Annotated in this window: 16 protein-coding genes and 1 tRNA gene; 6 read left to right on the top strand and 11 right to left on the bottom strand. The window is 65.0% G+C overall.

The annotated features are described in order from the left end of the window. Positions 1–64: 64 nt before the first annotated feature. From AL755_RS07090 to AL755_RS07075, 4 genes are all read left to right on the top strand, one after another. On the top strand, positions 65–1,294 hold the full coding sequence (locus AL755_RS07090; protein ID WP_054010402.1) for a sensor histidine kinase: 1,230 nt from the start codon (positions 65–67) through the stop codon (positions 1,292–1,294). Positions 1,295–1,357: 63 nt separating this feature from the next. Further along, the gene (locus AL755_RS07085) at positions 1,358–2,083 is read left to right on the top strand and encodes a LytR/AlgR family response regulator transcription factor (RefSeq protein ID WP_054010401.1); all 726 of its coding nucleotides are present in this window, start codon (positions 1,358–1,360) and stop codon (positions 2,081–2,083) included. Further along, entirely contained in the window at positions 2,080–2,475 is a 396-nt protein-coding gene (locus AL755_RS07080; RefSeq protein WP_054010400.1) for a hypothetical protein, read from the top strand. The genes AL755_RS07085 and AL755_RS07080 overlap by 4 nt, the downstream gene beginning before the upstream one ends. Continuing rightward, positions 2,472–3,968 carry a sodium/solute symporter gene (locus AL755_RS07075; protein ID WP_054010399.1) on the top strand — a complete coding sequence of 499 codons (1,497 nt, stop codon included), beginning with the start codon at positions 2,472–2,474 and terminating at the stop codon, positions 3,966–3,968. The genes AL755_RS07080 and AL755_RS07075 overlap by 4 nt, the downstream gene beginning before the upstream one ends. 27 nt (positions 3,969–3,995) lie before the next feature. Here AL755_RS07075 and AL755_RS07070 read toward each other — a convergent pair whose 3' ends face one another. The 6 genes from AL755_RS07070 to rpsB all read right to left on the bottom strand — a co-directional run bounded on the left by AL755_RS07070 (position 3,996) and on the right by rpsB (position 9,672). Continuing rightward, positions 3,996–4,595 (bottom strand): DivIVA domain-containing protein, encoded by a 600-nt coding sequence (locus AL755_RS07070; protein ID WP_054010398.1) that lies wholly within the window; start codon positions 4,593–4,595, stop codon positions 3,996–3,998. Between the two features lie 67 nt (positions 4,596–4,662). Then, the gene (locus AL755_RS24525; RefSeq protein WP_082369532.1) at positions 4,663–5,619 is read right to left on the bottom strand and encodes a phosphatidate cytidylyltransferase; all 957 of its coding nucleotides are present in this window, start codon (positions 5,617–5,619) and stop codon (positions 4,663–4,665) included. A gap of 524 nt (positions 5,620–6,143) precedes the next feature. Next, positions 6,144–6,701, bottom strand: coding sequence for a ribosome recycling factor (gene frr, locus AL755_RS07060; RefSeq protein ID WP_054010397.1), 558 nt, complete (start codon positions 6,699–6,701; stop codon positions 6,144–6,146). 117 nt (positions 6,702–6,818) lie between these two features. After that, entirely contained in the window at positions 6,819–7,580 is a 762-nt protein-coding gene (gene pyrH / locus AL755_RS07055; RefSeq protein WP_237762620.1) for a UMP kinase, read from the bottom strand. A gap of 250 nt (positions 7,581–7,830) precedes the next feature. Then, positions 7,831–8,667: a translation elongation factor Ts gene (gene tsf, locus AL755_RS07050; RefSeq protein ID WP_054010396.1), complete on the bottom strand. Its 837-nt coding sequence runs from the start codon at positions 8,665–8,667 to the stop codon at positions 7,831–7,833. A gap of 150 nt (positions 8,668–8,817) precedes the next feature. Next, positions 8,818–9,672 carry a 30S ribosomal protein S2 gene (rpsB, locus tag AL755_RS07045; protein ID WP_054010395.1) on the bottom strand — a complete coding sequence of 285 codons (855 nt, stop codon included), beginning with the start codon at positions 9,670–9,672 and terminating at the stop codon, positions 8,818–8,820. Between the two features lie 344 nt (positions 9,673–10,016). On the opposite strand from rpsB, the gene AL755_RS07040 reads away from it, so the two are divergent. After that, a complete protein-coding gene (locus AL755_RS07040; RefSeq protein ID WP_054010394.1) occupies positions 10,017–10,589 on the top strand; it encodes a M23 family metallopeptidase in 573 nt (190 codons plus the stop codon). A 96-nt stretch (positions 10,590–10,685) separates the two neighbouring features. Here AL755_RS07040 and AL755_RS07035 read toward each other — a convergent pair whose 3' ends face one another. Next, positions 10,686–11,876: an acyl-CoA dehydrogenase family protein gene (locus AL755_RS07035; RefSeq protein WP_054010393.1), complete on the bottom strand. Its 1,191-nt coding sequence runs from the start codon at positions 11,874–11,876 to the stop codon at positions 10,686–10,688. Between the two features lie 154 nt (positions 11,877–12,030). On the opposite strand from AL755_RS07035, the gene AL755_RS07030 reads away from it, so the two are divergent. Then, positions 12,031–12,771 carry a potassium channel family protein gene (locus AL755_RS07030; RefSeq protein ID WP_054010392.1) on the top strand — a complete coding sequence of 247 codons (741 nt, stop codon included), beginning with the start codon at positions 12,031–12,033 and terminating at the stop codon, positions 12,769–12,771. Between the two features lie 70 nt (positions 12,772–12,841). Here the strand turns inward: AL755_RS07030 and AL755_RS07025 are convergent. The 4 genes from AL755_RS07025 to pgsA form a co-directional block, all read right to left on the bottom strand. Continuing rightward, positions 12,842–12,915: transfer RNA gene (locus AL755_RS07025), tRNA-Ile, on the bottom strand. 74 nt (positions 12,916–12,989) lie between these two features. After that, entirely contained in the window at positions 12,990–14,195 is a 1,206-nt protein-coding gene (locus tag AL755_RS07020) for a glycosyltransferase (protein WP_054010391.1), read from the bottom strand. A 140-nt stretch (positions 14,196–14,335) separates the two neighbouring features. Then, complete coding sequence (locus AL755_RS07015; RefSeq protein ID WP_054010390.1) at positions 14,336–15,235, bottom strand: DMT family transporter; 900 nt, start codon at positions 15,233–15,235, stop codon at positions 14,336–14,338. Beyond that, positions 15,232–15,840, bottom strand: coding sequence for a CDP-diacylglycerol--glycerol-3-phosphate 3-phosphatidyltransferase (gene pgsA / locus AL755_RS07010; RefSeq protein WP_054010389.1), 609 nt, complete (start codon positions 15,838–15,840; stop codon positions 15,232–15,234). The genes AL755_RS07015 and pgsA overlap by 4 nt, the downstream gene beginning before the upstream one ends. Between the last annotated feature and the right edge of the window lie 33 nt (positions 15,841–15,873).

The following is a 15,873-nucleotide window of genomic DNA, read 5'->3' as shown; positions in this document are numbered from 1 at the left end:
AAGCAACTCCGGGCAGGCGGGACGTTGTGTTCCAGCTCCCGGCCTGCCCGCTAGGGTTGATCCCATGTCCGCTCACGAAGCCGGTGATACCGCGCTGATTCTCCTGCTGGCCGCCGCCGTTGTTGTTGCCGTGGTGTTCGCGGTCATTGGGCTGCGGGTGGCCCGCCCGCACCGGGAATTGGGCACGGACGCCGAGCGCGCCACCTTCCGGGCCCTGCATTCGGCAACCGCGGCCGGGACGCATCTGCGCAGCGGCCTCAATGCCGCCGGGGCGGTAAAGGCCAGCAAGCAGTTCCGGTCACTGCTGAACTGTGCAGTTTTCGCCATGACCGATGAGGTGCAGCTGCTGGCTTGGGACGGCGCCGGGGCGGCCGCCAAGTCGCCGGATTCGGCCGCCGTCATGAGCCTGGCCGCACAAGCAATGGGCAACGGACGCACCCAGGTGGCCACCCTGGACGGTTCGCTGCGCCGGGCGTTGGGCCTCACGGAGGCTGACGCGGGCCTGAAGACGGCCGTCATTTGCCCCATCAAGGTTGACTCCCGCGCCGTCGGATCCGTCATCATCCTCAGCCGGCAGGCCAGCGCCGGGCTGGTGCGGGCCACCAATGAGGTTGCCGACTGGGTGTCCGCGCAACTGGAATTGACCGAGCTGGCGGCCTCGCGGACCATGCTGGCGGAGGCCGAGGTGCGTGCCCTGCGAGCCCAGATCAGCCCCCATTTCATTTACAACTCACTGAACGCGATAGCGTCCTTTATCAACACCGATCCACAACGTGCCAGGGACCTGGTAGTGGAATTTGCCGATTTCACCCGGTACTCCTTCCGCCGCCACGGGGATTTCACCACGGTGGCCGAGGAATTGCGCTGCATCGACAGATACCTCCTGCTGGAGAGCGCCCGCTTCGGCGACCGCCTGCGCATCAACCTCCAGATTGCCCCCGAGGTGCTGAACACCGTCATACCGTTCCTGAGCCTCCAACCACTCGTGGAGAACGCCGTGCGCCACGGCCTGGAAGCCAAGGAAGGGGTCGGCCGGCTCCAGATTGGCGCCCGTGACAGGGGCGCCTTCACGGAACTCACGATCGAGGACGACGGCGTGGGCATGGACCCGGAGCAGCTGCGACTGGTGCTGGCCGGGCAGCGGGACGGCCACCACGTGGGCCTGAGGAACGTCGATTCCCGGCTCCGGCAGGTTTACGGCGAGAACCACGGGCTCCTGATTGACACCGCCGTGGGCCACGGAATGCTCATCACCATGACGGTGCCGAAGAACCAGCCCGGCAACGACACCTGACCCCGCCGGGATCCGCTCCCCGTTTCTCCCAGCCGGCTCCCTCCGGGCGATAAGCTTACTCCCATGATTAACGTCCTGGTGGTCGACGACGAGGTGCCCGCCGTCGAAGAGATGGCATACCTGCTGGGCCGGGACCCGCGGATCGGGAGCATTCACCGTGCCACGTGCGGGGCGCAGGCGATCGAGATCCTTGCCGCCGAGGACGTCAGCGCCGTGTTCCTGGACATCCACATGCCCGGCATCTCCGGACTGGAGCTGGCAGGGGTCATCAACAAGCGGGCGAACCCGCCGCTGGTGGTGTTCGTGACGGCCGACGACGACCGCGCCCTCGAGGCGTTTGACGTCGCCGCGGTGGACTACCTCCTCAAGCCCGTGCGGGCCGAACGCCTGGCCACGACCGTTGGCCGGCTGACCGACCTTGTCACCCGGCCGGCCGGGGACGGCCAGGTGGAAATGATCACCGTTGGCCAGGGCGGGACCAGTCGCGTCATCAGCCTCGACGAGGTCCGGTTCGTCCAGGCCCAGGGCGACTACGCCCGGCTGCACACCGCCGAGTCCAGCTACCTGGTCCGCGTGCCGCTGGCCGATCTGGAGCAGCGGTGGGCGGCGTCCGGGTTCGTGCGCATCCACCGGTCCTTCCTGGTGTGCATGCCGTTCGTGACGGCCCTGAAACTGGGGGCCGCCAAGCCCACCATCCTCGTATCCAACGCCGAGCTGCCGGTCAGCCGCAGGCACCTGCCGCTGCTGCGTGAACGGTTGCAGGCCACCCGGGTTCGGCCGTCGGCATGACCCCGGATCCCGAGTCCCGGCCGCCCGCACCCGGCCGCGTCCGGGTCACGGCACCGCGCCGACAGGGCCGCCACATGCCATTCAGCACCAGCGTTTCCGAGGAGGTTGCCGAACAGTCGGCCGTCGGAGAGGTGATGGTCCGCTCACTGATCCGCTCCCAGCTGCGGCTGGCCCTGGCGTTTGCCGGCGGCTTCCTCCTGGTCATGGCCGCCATCTGGGTCGCGGTGGACACCGTGAGCGAACTGACGGAGTGGGAGATTCTGGGGGTGCCCGTCCCGTGGCTCCTGCTGGGCGTGGGCGTTTACCCGATCATCGGCCTTTGCGCGTGGCTGTATGTGCGTGCCGCCTCGAAGAACGAAAACCGTTACCGTGACCTGGTGGAGGGGAAGTGAATCCGGCGATCGGGTTTCTCGCCGTCCTTGCGGTTTCCGCAGCCACGGCGTTGATCAGCTTCTATGGCCTGCGCATCTCCCGGACCACCGACGACTTCTATGTGGCGTCACGGTCGGTGCCACCGTGGCTGAACGCGTCGGCCATGGGTGGGGAGTATCTTTCCGCCGCGAGTTTCCTGGGCATAGCCGGGCTCATCATGCTGACGGGGATCAACGGGTTGTGGTTCCCCATCGGTTACACAGCCGGGTACCTGATGTTGTTATTCTTCGTGGCCGCCCCCTTGCGGCGTTCGGGCGCCTACACGGTCCCCGACTTTGCACACGCCCGCCTTGCCTCTCCCCTGGCCAGGCATGTCACCAGTATCTTGATCGTGGTGATCGGCTGGTTCTACATCGTTCCTCAACTGCACGGGGCGTCCCTGACCATCCTCACCGCCACCGGACTGCCGTCCTGGGTGGGTGCCGTCGCGGTAATGCTGGTAGTCATTCTCACAGTGGTTGCCGGGGGCATGCGCTCCATCACCCTGGTCCAGTCGTTCCAATATTGGCTGAAGCTGACGGCCATGGCCGTGCCGGTGATGTTCATCCTGCTGATGGTCACCGGTGCCACGGGCACCCCAGCCGGTGGCGCACCGGCTGGAGCCGAGTTTTTTCCCGACACGGATCCGGCGTCCCGCCGGGACCTCTACGGCACCTTGTCCCTGTTGGTGGCCCTGATGTTTGGCACCCTGGGGCTGCCGCACGTCCTGGCCCGCTTCTACACGAACCCCGACGGCGCCTCCGCACGGCGCACCACGTTGCTCGTATTGGGCCTGTTGTCGGTCTTCTACTTGTTTCCCACCGTGTTTGGCGTAGTGGGCAGGGTCTTCCTTCCCGAGCTCGTTGCCGGCGGATCCACGGACACCGCCGTGCTGCTGTTGCCTGGCACCTTGATCGGCGGCCTGGGCGGCAGCCTGCTTTCGGCCCTGGTGGTGGCCGGCGCATTCGCGGCGTTCCTGTCCACCACCTCGGGATTGGTGGTCTCCCTGGCCGGCGTGGCGAGCCAGGAGCTGTTTGGCGGCGGGATTCGCGGTTTCCGGATCGCCGCGGTCGCTGCCGCCGTCGTGCCCTTGGGGCTGGCACTTGTGACGGGTTCGCCGGCACTGGCACAGTCCGTGGGGCTGGTCTTCGCCCTGACGGCCTCCACGGTGGGCCCGCTGCTGTTGTTGGGCATCTGGTGGCGCGGGCTCACGGACGCCGGAGCCGTGGCCGGAATGCTGGCCGGCGGCCTGCTCTGCCTCACGGCCATGGTGGCCGGGCCGCTGCTCGGCGGGGATTCACCCTTGCACCGGCTGCTGGCTGAGCCGGCGGCCTGGACCGTGCCCACGGCGTTCGCCACCATGGTGCTGGTGTCGTTGGCAACCCGGGGCCGCCGGAACCCCGGCACGGCCCGCTTCATGACAAAGCTGCATGTGCCGGAGCGCCCCCACGCCGTTGCCGGCCAGGGGCGCTAACCGCGCCGTGGACTGCGGCGCTGCGGGTTACGTTTCGGCGGGGGTGTCGATCGAGGCCATGAGCTCCACCACGCGGTCCAGGAACGCATCCACCTGGCTTTCCTCATAGCCGTCCACGCCCTTGGCGGGGGCAAATACGGCACGTCGGACGACGTCGACGCTTAGTTCGCCGTTGTCCTCGATGTAGGTGAGCAGTTCATGGCACAGCAGGTCGACGTCGGCAACGCTGTAGCTTTGCACGCTCTTGCGGGCAGGGCGGCGGAACCGTTCACCGTCGGGCCGGTGCAGCCTGGCGCGGAGCACCGAGGCGGTCTTGCCGATCTTGATCATCCAGGCCTTTTCGCCGTCGGCGCGAATCAGCAGCTCCTTTTCGCGGAGCACGAATTCGTCCTCGATCCGGTCCATGGCGGCGTCGACGGCCTGGGCGTTGTAGCCTCCGCGGGCCGGTTCGAACGACGCCGTGCGCACGTCGAGGCTCGTGATGGCGGCACCGGAGGTGTCCGTGTTCAGGAAGTAGGCGCGGGCGCGGTCAAGGAATACGTCGACCTGCTTGACGTTGTAGCCGATTTCCTTGGCACCAACCAGCTTGAACTTCGAGTTGGTGCGGGTCTTGTTTTCCACTGTCACAGTCATTCCTAGAGGGAGTTGCATTCTTGGACGAAAACCGGCACGGCGCTTGACGGGGACAACCCCATTAGAACCGGCCCAAAACGGTAAAGGTGGCGTAGGCGACGGGGGCCGCGAACAGGATTGAATCCAGCCTGTCCATGACGCCGCCGTGGCCGGGCAGCAGGTTGGACATGTCCTTGATACCCAGTTCACGCTTGATCATGGACTCGGCAAAGTCGCCGCCGGTGCCTGCAAAGACCATACCAATGGCCAGCGCGAATCCCACCCACCAGTGCTCGTTCAACACGAACACCGTGGCCGGGATGGCCACCAGGATGGCCCCTCCCATGGACCCGGCAAAACCCTCCCAGGACTTCTTGGGGCTGATTTTGGGCGCCATGGGGTGCTTGCCGAACAAGACACCCACCAGGTAGCCGAAGGTGTCGTTGGCAACCACCAGAAGCAGCATGATGATGACCTGCAGGACGCCGCGATTGATGTTCGCAAGGTCGAGGGTCAGCCCGAGCGTGGGCGACTCGTGGCCGCGCAGCATCAGGAACACGAAGCTGAGCAGGAACGGGACCCACATGAGGGAGAAGATGCCGGCGAGAATGCTCTTGACCGCACCCGGCTCCGAATCGAGGGAGCGCCACAGCAAGGTGGCGCCGGCGCTGGCGACCAAGGCAAAGAGCAGCCCCTCGGAGCCGGCAAAATAGGCCGACGCCGGCATGGCCAGTGCGCCGACCATGACCGGGGTCAGGGGTGCCTTGATGCCTTTGTCGCCAATGGCCCGGGTCACCTCCCAGACGCCAACGCACACGAATGCCGTGGCGACCACGACGAACGCGAGCGGGAAGAACAGCAGGCTGCCGATCACCAGGACCAGCAAGGCAACGCCGACGCCGACGGCGGCGGGCAGGTCGCGCCCGGCCTTGGGTGTGCGCGGGGGCTTGGCCGCACGTGCGGGTTTGGCGACGTCGTCCGGGATGGCGGCGATGGGGCCCGGCGGCACCGGGACGGCGGGAAGGCCCGTCACGGCCATGGCGGAAACGGGCGCGCGCACAGCGGCATTCGCCGGCGCGGTGTCGTCCTCGCCGGCGGTCGCATCCGCGTCTGCTGCCGCGCCGTTGCCGGCTATTTCTTCCCTGGGATTCGTGGAGGCATCGCTGTCATCAGCCGTATTGGCCGTGGCATCGTCAGCCTTGGCTTCCGTAGCGGCAGCACCGTTATTGGCTTTGTCAGCCGCGGCGCCGCCCGCCTTGCCGTCGTCAGACTTGGCGGCCTCGACGTCGGCTGCGGCCTCCTGAACGGCGTCGCCCGAGGTGGTAGCGTCGCCGGAGCCGGCGGGATCAGCCGATCCCTTGGCCTGCTTTTCCGGCACCACGCTTTCCGGCACCACGTTTTCCGGCACCACAATGGGGATCATGCCCGTCATTTCGGCAATGCGGCGGGCTTTCCGGGTGGGAAACTGGAATTCCGCTGTTTCAGGGGACGGGGTCGCCTCTGCGTTGGACGCGCCCGCCTCCTCCCCCAGGGAGCCGGAACGGGCAGGCTTGGGGTCCGTCATTAGACCTCGAGAAGCTCGACTTCCTTGCGCTTGAGCAGCTCATCGACGTTGTCCGTGTGGGCCTTGGTGAGCGCGTCGAGTTCCTTCTCGGCACGGGCGCCTTCGTCCTCGCCGGCTTCGCCGTCCTTGACCAGCTTGTCCAGGGCTTCCTTGGCCTTGCGGCGGATGTTGCGGACGGAAACCTTCGCGTCCTCACCCTTGGTACGGACCAGCTTGACGTACTCCTTGCGGCGTTCCTGCGTCAGCTCCGGCATGACCACGCGGATCACGTTGCCGTCGTTGGACGGGTTGGCGCCGACGTCGGAGGAGCTCAGGGCCCGCTCGATGTCGTGCAGGGCGGTGCGGTCGAAGGGGGTGATCAGCAGGGTGCGCGCTTCCGGCACGGCAAAGGATGCCAGCTGCTGGAGCGGGGTCGGTGCACCGTAGTAGTCGACCAGGACCTTGGAGAAGAGCGACGGGTTCGCGCGGCCCGTGCGGACGGCGGCGAAATCCTCTTTGGCTACCTCAATGGCCTTATCCATCTTTTCCTCGGCCTCGAGCAAAGTCTCTTCGATCACGTTTCTCTCCCTCAACTGTATTCACTACATGACTCATCCGCGGCATGCGCCAGCGGCAATCCTGACACCATCCTACCGTGGGCGGGCGCACCCGGGTGCGCCCGCCCACGCCCCGGATCACGGGGTGACGAGCGTGCCCAGTTCCTCACCCAAAATTGCGCGGGCAACGTTGCCTTCGCCCTCCATGCCGAAGACCAGCATGGTGACGTTGTTGTCCTTGCACAGGCTGAACGCGGTCTGGTCCATGACGCGGATATCACGGGCCATGGCTTCGTCGTAGCTGAGGTGGTCAAGCTTGACGGCGTCGGGGTCCTTCTTGGGGTCCGCCGTGTAGACGCCGTCGACGCCGTTCTTGGCCATCAGGACCACATCGGCATGGACTTCCAGCGCGCGCTGGGCTGCGACGGTGTCGGTGGAGAAGTACGGCAGGCCGGCACCGGCGCCGAAGATGACCACGCGGCTCTTTTCCAGGTGGCGGATGGCGCGCCGCGGAATGTAGGCCTCGGCGACCTGGCCCATGGTGATGGCGCTCTGGACGCGGGTGTCGACGCCGGCCTGCTCCAGGAAGTCCTGCAGGGCCAGGCAGTTCATGACGGTGCCGAGCATGCCCATGTAGTCCGCGCGGGAGCGGTCCATGCCGGAGGCGGAGAGTTCGGCGCCGCGGAAGAAGTTGCCGCCGCCCACCACAATGGCGACCTCGACCTGGCCCACGGTGCTGGCGATCTGCTTGGCGATGCCGCGGATCGTGTCCGGGTCGACGCCGAGCTTGCCGGCGCCAAACACTTCGCCGGAGAGCTTGAGCAGCACGCGGCGGCGCTTGGGGGTTCCGGATGAGTTGATGGAAAGTTCCTGCGCGGTTTCGGGAGTGTTCGTAGTCATTTCGCCTTCCATGGGTACCGGCAACGGTGCGTGGGCCGTTGGATCCCTCAGTGCTGTTTTGTCGATTCAGAGCTGTTTTGTCGATGCGGTGTAAACAAAAGCTTGTGGTGCCGCCCGTGCACGGAACGTCCCGCCCGCCGTCGGACGGAAACGAAGGGGCCGTCTCAAATCTTAGCCGAACCCGGGCGCAAAGAAGGGGCAGTCGCCGTCGGCGGCTGCCCCTTCTTCGTCACATCAGCGTGGTGGTGCTTTATGCCCCAACGCGGAAGCGGGCAAAGCCAACAGCCTTGACGCCGGCTTCGTCCAGGACGGTGCCAACGCTCTTCTTGGCGTCCTTGGCGAAGGACTGGTCCACGAGGACGATCTCCTTGAAGAAGCCGGTCAGGCGGCCTTCAACGATCTTCGTCATGGCAGCTTCGGGCTTGCCTTCGGCCTGTGCGGTTTCCGTGGCGATGCGGCGTTCGTTCTCGACCGTCTCGGCGGAAACTTCTTCGCGGGAGAGGTAGGTCGGGGACATGGCGGCAATGTGCACGGCAACGTCGTGGGCAACGGTCGCAGCGGCTTCGCTGTCACCGTCAACGGCGAACAGCACGCCAACCTGGGCCGGAAGGTCCTTGGAGGTCTTGTGCAGGTAAGCGTCAACCGAGGCACCCTCAACGCGGGCCAGGCGGCGGATTGCAACCTTTTCGCCCAGCAGTGCGCCGGCTTCGATGACGACCTCGGACATGGGCTTGCCGTCAACGTCAACAGCCAGCAGGGTCTCGACGTCGGCTGCACCGGAAGCGATGGCAGTCGCGAGGACCTTGTTGGAGAATTCGATGAACGGGGCAGCCTTGGCTACGAAGTCGGTCTCGCAGTTGACTTCAACCATGACGCCAACGCCGTTCTCGACAGCTGCGGCAACCAGGCCCTCAGCGGTGGAGCGGCCTTCGCGCTTGGTGGCGCCCTTGAGGCCCTTGATGCGGATGAGCTCCATGGCCTTCTCGGCGTCGCCGTTTGCCTCGTCGAGAGCCTTCTTGACATCCATCATGCCAGCGCCGGTGCGCTCGCGCAGAGCCTTAATATCAGCGGCGGTGTAGTTCGCCATATGAACCCCTAGGTATAGATTTTGCTTTTTTGGGACTTGCTTCACTGAACTCTGGCAGGACCGCGGCGCCTTGTGGGCGCTGCGATCCTGCCAGCGTCGATTACTTCAGTGCCGGCATCCGGTGATCACCGTGTGCCGTGGAGGCGAAAATTACGCTTCGGTTGCAGCTTCTTCAGCGGCAGCTTCGGCCGGAGCCTCGGCAACAACTTCAGCTTCAACGGCGGGGGCCTCGGCGGCCTTGTCGCCTTCGAGGAGCTCGCGCTCCCACTCAGCCAACGGCTCGGCCGGTGCTTCTTCGTTGCCGGTTGCCTTGTTGTTGCGGGCGATCAGGCCTTCGGCGATGGCGTCGGCGATCACGCGGGTCAACAGGGCGACGGAGCGGATGGCGTCGTCGTTGCCCGGGATCGGGAAGTCGACGTCGTCCGGGTTGCAGTTGGAGTCCAGGATGGCAACAACCGGGATCTTCAGCTTGTGGGCCTCGTCGATGGCGAGGTGTTCCTTCGGGGTGTCAACAACCCAGAGCACGGAAGGCGCCTTGGTCAGGTTGCGGATACCACCGAGGTTGGTCTGCAGCTTGGTCAGTTCACGCTTGAGGAGCAGGAGCTCCTTCTTGGTGTGGCCCGAGGAAGCAACGTCCTCGAAGTTGATCTCTTCGAGTTCCTTCATGCGCTGGATGCGCTTGGAAACCGTCTGGAAGTTGGTGAGCATGCCACCCAACCAGCGCTGGTTCACGTAGGGCATGCCGACGCGTGCGGCCTGCTCTGCGATGGCTTCCTGAGCCTGCTTCTTGGTACCGACGAACAGTACGGTTCCGCCGTGGGCAACGGTGGCCTTGACGAACTCGTAGGCGCGGTCAATGAAAGACAGTGACTGCTGCAGGTCGATGATGTAGATGCCGTTGCGCTCCGTGAGGATGAATCGCTTCATCTTCGGGTTCCAACGACGGGTCTGGTGTCCAAAGTGGACGCCGCTGTCAAGCAGCTGGCGCATAGTTACGACGGGCATGCCGGCGCTCCTTCTTAGTTATTACGGTTCTTTAGCTTGATAACCTGTACGAAAAACGCCGTACGGGCCCTGCTCCTGGCACTCATTGCGCGTCCATAAACCGCTTTTCAGCGGACCGAATGGGCGCAATCCATCTGCAGTTTTCGGATTGCTCCGGCTACTCGTCAGGGGTAAGCGCGCGTAGTCAGTGCGCAAAACAGCACACTGCTCTACCCATGTTACTACAGTGCCGATGCGGCGCCAGACCATGGTTGGGCCCTCCACAGCCGCCCCGGGCCCTTGATTCACGCACATTGCGGACTTTGTGGGCGACGCCGCTTCCTTAGCGGGCGCACGCTGGTTCCATGAGGCGTTTTCTTCACCCCGGACTGGGGCAGCTAACGGGAGCGTGCATTCTTGCGGCCGCACTGTTGGTGGTGCCCGGCGCCGCCGGCGCCGCGCTTGAAAGCCCGACGGCGGCCCTTCCGTTGCCGGCGTCCGTCGCGTGGGGCTGGCCGGTGGGTGGTGCCACAGGTGGCCGGCCGCATGTGTTGCACTTTTTCGACCCGCCGGACAAGCCCTGGTTGAGCGGACACCGCGGAGTGGATCTCGCCGCACCCCAGGGGACTCCCGTCCACTCCCCCACCGACGGCGTCGTCACATTTTCCGGCGTGGTCGTGGACCGTGGAGTACTGACGATTGCCACGGCCGACGGGTTGCGGCTTAGCTTCGAGCCGGTGGCCTCAAAGCTGAAGGCCGACGACGCCGTAGTACGTGGCGCCGTCCTCGGAACCGTGAAGGGTCCCACGCATTGCGACACCGGACCGCCGGGCGCGGACAGCTGCCTGCACTGGGGCGTGCGACGCGGGGACGTCTACCTCAATCCCCTCGCGTTCATCCTTGACCTGCGCCCGTCGGTGCTGCTCCCGCCCGAATGACTGCGGTGGTCGAGCTTGTCGAGACCCCGGCATGGCGAGACCCCGGTATGGCGAGACCGGAATGATTTCGACAGGCTCAATCACCGAAGTCAGCGTTTAGACGATGGCGGAGATGCCGGTGATGGCGCGCCCCGTGACGAGCGTGTTGATCTCGTAGGTGCCTTCGTAGGAGTAGATGGCCTCGGCGTCGGCGAAGATCTTGGCCATCTCGTAGTCGGTGACGATCCCGTTACCACCCATGATGGAGCGGCCCATGGCGACAGTTTCGCGCATGCGGGCGGTGGTGAAGGCCTTGGCCAGGGCCGACTGCTCGTCCTTGGCCAGTCCCTGGTCTTCGAGCTGGGCCAGCCGGACCATCATGCCCATGCAGGCCACCACGTTGCCGAGCATCTTCACGAGCTGGTCCTGGACGAGTTGGAAGGAGGCGATGGGGCGGCCGAACTGGTGGCGCTCCACGGCGTAGCGGCGGGCCACGTCGAAGGCGGCCAGCTGCTGCCCCACGGCCTGCCAGGCCACGGCGAGGCGGGTGACCTTCAGGACCTTGTTGGTATCGCGGAAGCTGTTGCCGCCGGCCAGTTTGAATGCGTGCGGCACCACGACGTTTTCCAGCAGGATGTCCGCGTTTTGCACGGTGCGCAGAGCGGTCTTGTTTTCAATCTTCGTGGCCGTGTAGCCGGGAAGCGTGGTGTCCACAAGGAACGCCTTGACCTGGTTGTCGGCAACATCGCGGGCGTAGATGACCACCCAGTCGGAGAACGTGGCGTTGCCGATCCAGCGCTTGGCGCCGTTGAGGATCCAGTTGTCGCCGTCGCGCACCGCCGTGGTGCGGGTGCCGCCGGCAACGTCGGAGCCACCCAGGGGTTCGGTCAGGCCGAAGGCGCCGATCTTCTTCATGGCGTAGATGTCCGGCAGCCATGCGGCCTTCTGCTCCTCGGAGGCCAGGACCTCGATGGATCCGGTGAACAGCCCGTCGTGGACGCCCATGAAGGTGGCAAGGGACGCGTCGGCACGGGTGAATTCGGCGTGCACGATCCCGGCAAAGAGGTTGGAGTAACCCTGGTGGCGGACGGGGCTCATGAGGTTTGCCTCGGCCAGTTTGGGAATCAGCTCCATGGGGAATTCGCCGCGGTTCCAGCAGTCGACGGCAATGGGCTTGATTTCCTTGGCCAGGAAGTCGCGGATCTCCTGCAGGCGTTCGCGTTCGGCGTCGGAGAGCATTTGCTCGAATCCGTAAAAGTCGCCGTCGGCGTAGGGCAGGTTGTTGAGGTCGGGGGCAGCCTTGGACATGGGCATTCCTTTGCTTGAGATCATCAGTGAGAGACAACCGTTTGGCCCAGCACCAAACTTGTTACTGATGAGTAACTTAGCTTAAAATCGTGATGCAGGCAACATTGCCACGGCCGGGAGCAGCCACCGCCGCCGGCAACCCTAGAATTGCGCCATGACACTAGAGCGCTGGCAAAAGCTGTCCGAGTGGCCGCTGATCTTCATTTCCGTGTTGTTCCTGGTCGCGTACTCCATCCAGGTGCTCACCCCGTCGGAGGCGATCGGCGCGGCAACGAACCGCTTCATTACGCTCAGCTGGGGCTTGTTCGTCATCGACTATGCCGTCTGCCTCTACCTTGCCCCGCGCCGGCTGCAATGGTTCCTGCGGCATCTGCACGAGCTGGCCATCGTGATGCTGCCCATGCTGCGTCCGTTGCGGCTGCTTCGCCTCGTCACCTTGCTCAGCGTCCTGCAGCGCGTGGCGGGCAATGCCTTGCGCGGGCGGGTTGTGACCTACATCCTTGGGTCTTCGACGTTGCTCGTCTACATTGGCGCGCTGGCCATGTTCGACGCCGAACACAACGCACCCGGTGCCTCGATCAGGACGTTCGGCGACGCGCTGTGGTGGGCGGTGGTCACCATCACCACCGTCGGCTACGGCGACTTCGCGCCGGTGACGGGCCTTGGCCGCGGAATTGCCGTGGGCCTGATGATCGGCGGCATTGCGCTGTTGGGTATCGTCACCGCTACCCTGGCCAGCTGGCTCCTGGACCGGGTTTCCGCCACCGAGTCCAAGGCGGAGGCGGCCACCGCGGATCATGTGGATCTGCTGCTGGCCGAGATCAGGGACCTCCGCCGCACCCTGGACCAGGTCCAGGCCGCCCAGTTGGCTGCGCAGCCGCGCCCGGCGCCCTAGGTACGAACAATCGGGAGCGGAAAACAAAAGGACCGGAACGCGTATTGCGTTCCGGTCCTTGCATTTTCTGTAGGGCCACTCGGACTTGAACCGAGGACCTTAGGATTATGAGTCCCGCGCTCTAACCAGCTGAGCTATGGCCCCGCACAGGCGCCCTCCCCCGCCGGCGCGGAGCCGGATGCGGGAAAAGCACTCCTGCAATAGTAAAGGGTTGAGCCCTAAACTGCGTGATCGTCGTAGCTGCCGCCACGGTAGATGTCTTCAAAGGTGTCCAGCGTCTTCTTCAGGCCGTGGCGGGCCACCATGCCGTGGCTGGCGGCACCCATGGCCGCACGGTCCTCCGGTGGGAGGCTCATGATCGTGGTGATCTTTTCGGCCAGGTCGTCGCTGTCGTTAGGGGTGAACAGGTACCCGTTCACACCGTCCTCCACCAGGTGCGGCAGGGCCATGGCGTTGGCCAGGACCACGGGGGTGGAAGCGCTCATGGCCTCAAGGGTCACCAGGGACTGCAGTTCGGCCGTGCCGGGCATGACGAACAGATCGGCCTTCAGGTACACGTCGCGAAGCTCTTCGTCGCTGATCAGCCCGGTGAACCGGACGCGCGAGGACAACCCGATCTTCTCGGCCTGCGCCTTCAACGCAGCCTTCACCTCGCCACCGCCCACCACCACCAGGTGCAGGTCAAGCTCGGCCGGCGTCTTGGCGATCGCGTCGATGAGCACGTCAATATGCTTTTCCTCCGCCAGGCGGCCAACGAACGCCACCGTCGGGTACGGGTTCTTCTGAATGACCTCGCCCTCGGCCAGCTCATAGTTGCCCACCTCGATGCCGTTGGAGAGCGGCAGCACCTTGCGCAGGAACGCGTGCTGGTGCATGGCCTTGGCCGCCAGCGGGGTGGGGGTGGTGACGACGTCGGCCCGGCTCATGACCTTGCCCATGTCGCGCCAGGAAACCCGGCCCACAATGTTTTTGAACCACTGCGGGAACGGCAGGAACGGGTTGAGGTTTTCGGGCATGAAGTGGTTGGTGGCCACGATGCGGATGCCGCGCTTCTGGGCCTCGTACACCACGTGCTCACCGATCATGTAGTGACTTTGCACGTGCACCACGTCGGGCTTGATGACGTCGAAGAGCGCCGTGATGTCCTTCTTGATTTCCCACGGCAGGCAGACCCGGAAGTATTCGTGCGTGGGAACCGGGCGGGAGCGCAGGCGGTGCACGGTGGCCTCCGGGCGCTTCTCCGTGTACATGGGCCCGCCGTCCGGGCGGAACGACATGACGTGGACATCGTGGCCGCGTGCCGTCATGCCGGTGGCCAGCCTGAAGCAGAATTGCGCCGCGCCGTTGATGTGCGGCGGGTAGGTGTCGGCCGCAATCAAGATGGTCAGCGGCTTGGACGAGCTCTCGCTCGGTGTGGATGTCACGGATCAAACTCCTGGTGGATTGGATGGCAGCCGGTCCGAAACCGGCTCCCAACGCAAGGCAACCGCAGGGGTTCCCAACGTCGTCGTACTTGGTGTTACGTGCAACCCCGCACCGGCAGGGCGAAACCTGGGTGAGGAGGCTACTTGCGTTGCTCCCTCTTGGCATCCGCCCGCCGTTTCACCACATCCGGGTGATGCCTCGACAGCGCAACCACCCCAACGATAGCAAGCAAAGCGGCCCCGGCCATGGATATCGCAACCACCGGCGGCACATCGGGACGAAGCTCACCCAGGATGGTGATGCCGATGCCGATGCCGATCATCGGATCGATCACCGTCAGCCCGGCAATGACAAGATCCGGCGGGCCGCTGGCGTAGGCGCTTTGCACGAACCAGCTGCCCAGCCCGCCCGCCGCCGCGATGGCAATAATCGAATACCACTGCACGTTGAGCAGGAACAAGCCGTTGGGGTCGAAGATCTGCCGGGAGATGATACGGGTCAACACGGCCACGAAACCAAAGAGCACCCCGGCGCCGAGGATGTAGAAGAACGCCTTGATCCGGTGCTTGAACATCACCAGCGAGCCGCCAAAAATGACGATGACGACGGCGAGCAACAGCACCACCGTCAGCTCTTCCGTGCTGGTGACGTGGGTTTTCTCGCGCACCACGTTCACGGCCAGCAGGACGAAGAGCGCGCTTCCGGTGACGCAGGCGGAAATGGCGACCACCGTGGCGCGGTTGAGCCGGATGCCCTGGTCGCGGGAGTTGACGATGGTGGTGATCACCAGGGCGATGGCGCCGATGGGCTGGATCACTGTCAGGGTGCCCAGGGTCAGTGCCACCACGTTCAACGCCATGCCGGCGCCAAGGAGCAGCAGGCCAAACACCCAGCGCGGGTTCCGCAGCAGCCGAAGGAAACCCGAGCTGCCCAGGGCCAGGCCACCGGTGTTGTTTTGCACGGCGCTGCCTTGGCGCTGTGCCCCAAAGGCCAGGAAGAACGCGCCGGCCACGGCACAGGCCACGGCAAGCCACATCATGGGCGGCCCCCACGGGATGCCGGGAGATGGATTTCGCGGTGCTTGGCGAAGACGGCGCGGAGGTATTGGAGGAACGCGATCACGTGCAGCACCATGCCCACGCCCAGGAACACCCAGGCCAGGACTTCGGTGAAGTTGGAGTCGAGCGCCTTCGCCAGCAGCAGCATGGGCGTGCCGATCATCAACAAAGCCGTGCGGGTCTTGCCCACCATGGACACTTTCAAATCGGCGTCGCCGCGGAAGAAGTACAGGGTCACGGCCAGCAGCACCACGTCCGGGACCAGCATCAGCACCAGCAGCCACAGCGGGAGGATGCCCGCCAGGACCATGGTGATGATGACGGCAACGAGCGCCACGCGATCCGCCAACGGGTCCATGATGCGGCCCAGTTGGGAGGTCTGGTTCAGTTTGCGGGCCACGAACCCGTCGATCCAGTCGGTGCAGCCCATCATCGCCAGCACAAAAACACCCCAGCCGTACTCATGGCGGGCCAGGACCAGCCAGACGAACAGTGGGGTACCGAGGAACCTGACGACGGTGATGATGTTGGGAATGGTGAGGACGGCGTTCGGATTGCCCAGGGGTGTGCTTGATCCGGCAGCCATGCGTGTCACCCCTCCCAGGGCACTAATTGGATC

Source organism: Arthrobacter sp. ERGS1:01 (assembly GCF_001281315.1).
Lineage (GTDB): Bacteria > Actinomycetota > Actinomycetes > Actinomycetales > Micrococcaceae > Specibacter.
The sequence above is the reverse complement of the archived record's forward strand: the minus strand, read 5'-3'. Positions and strand labels throughout refer to the sequence as shown.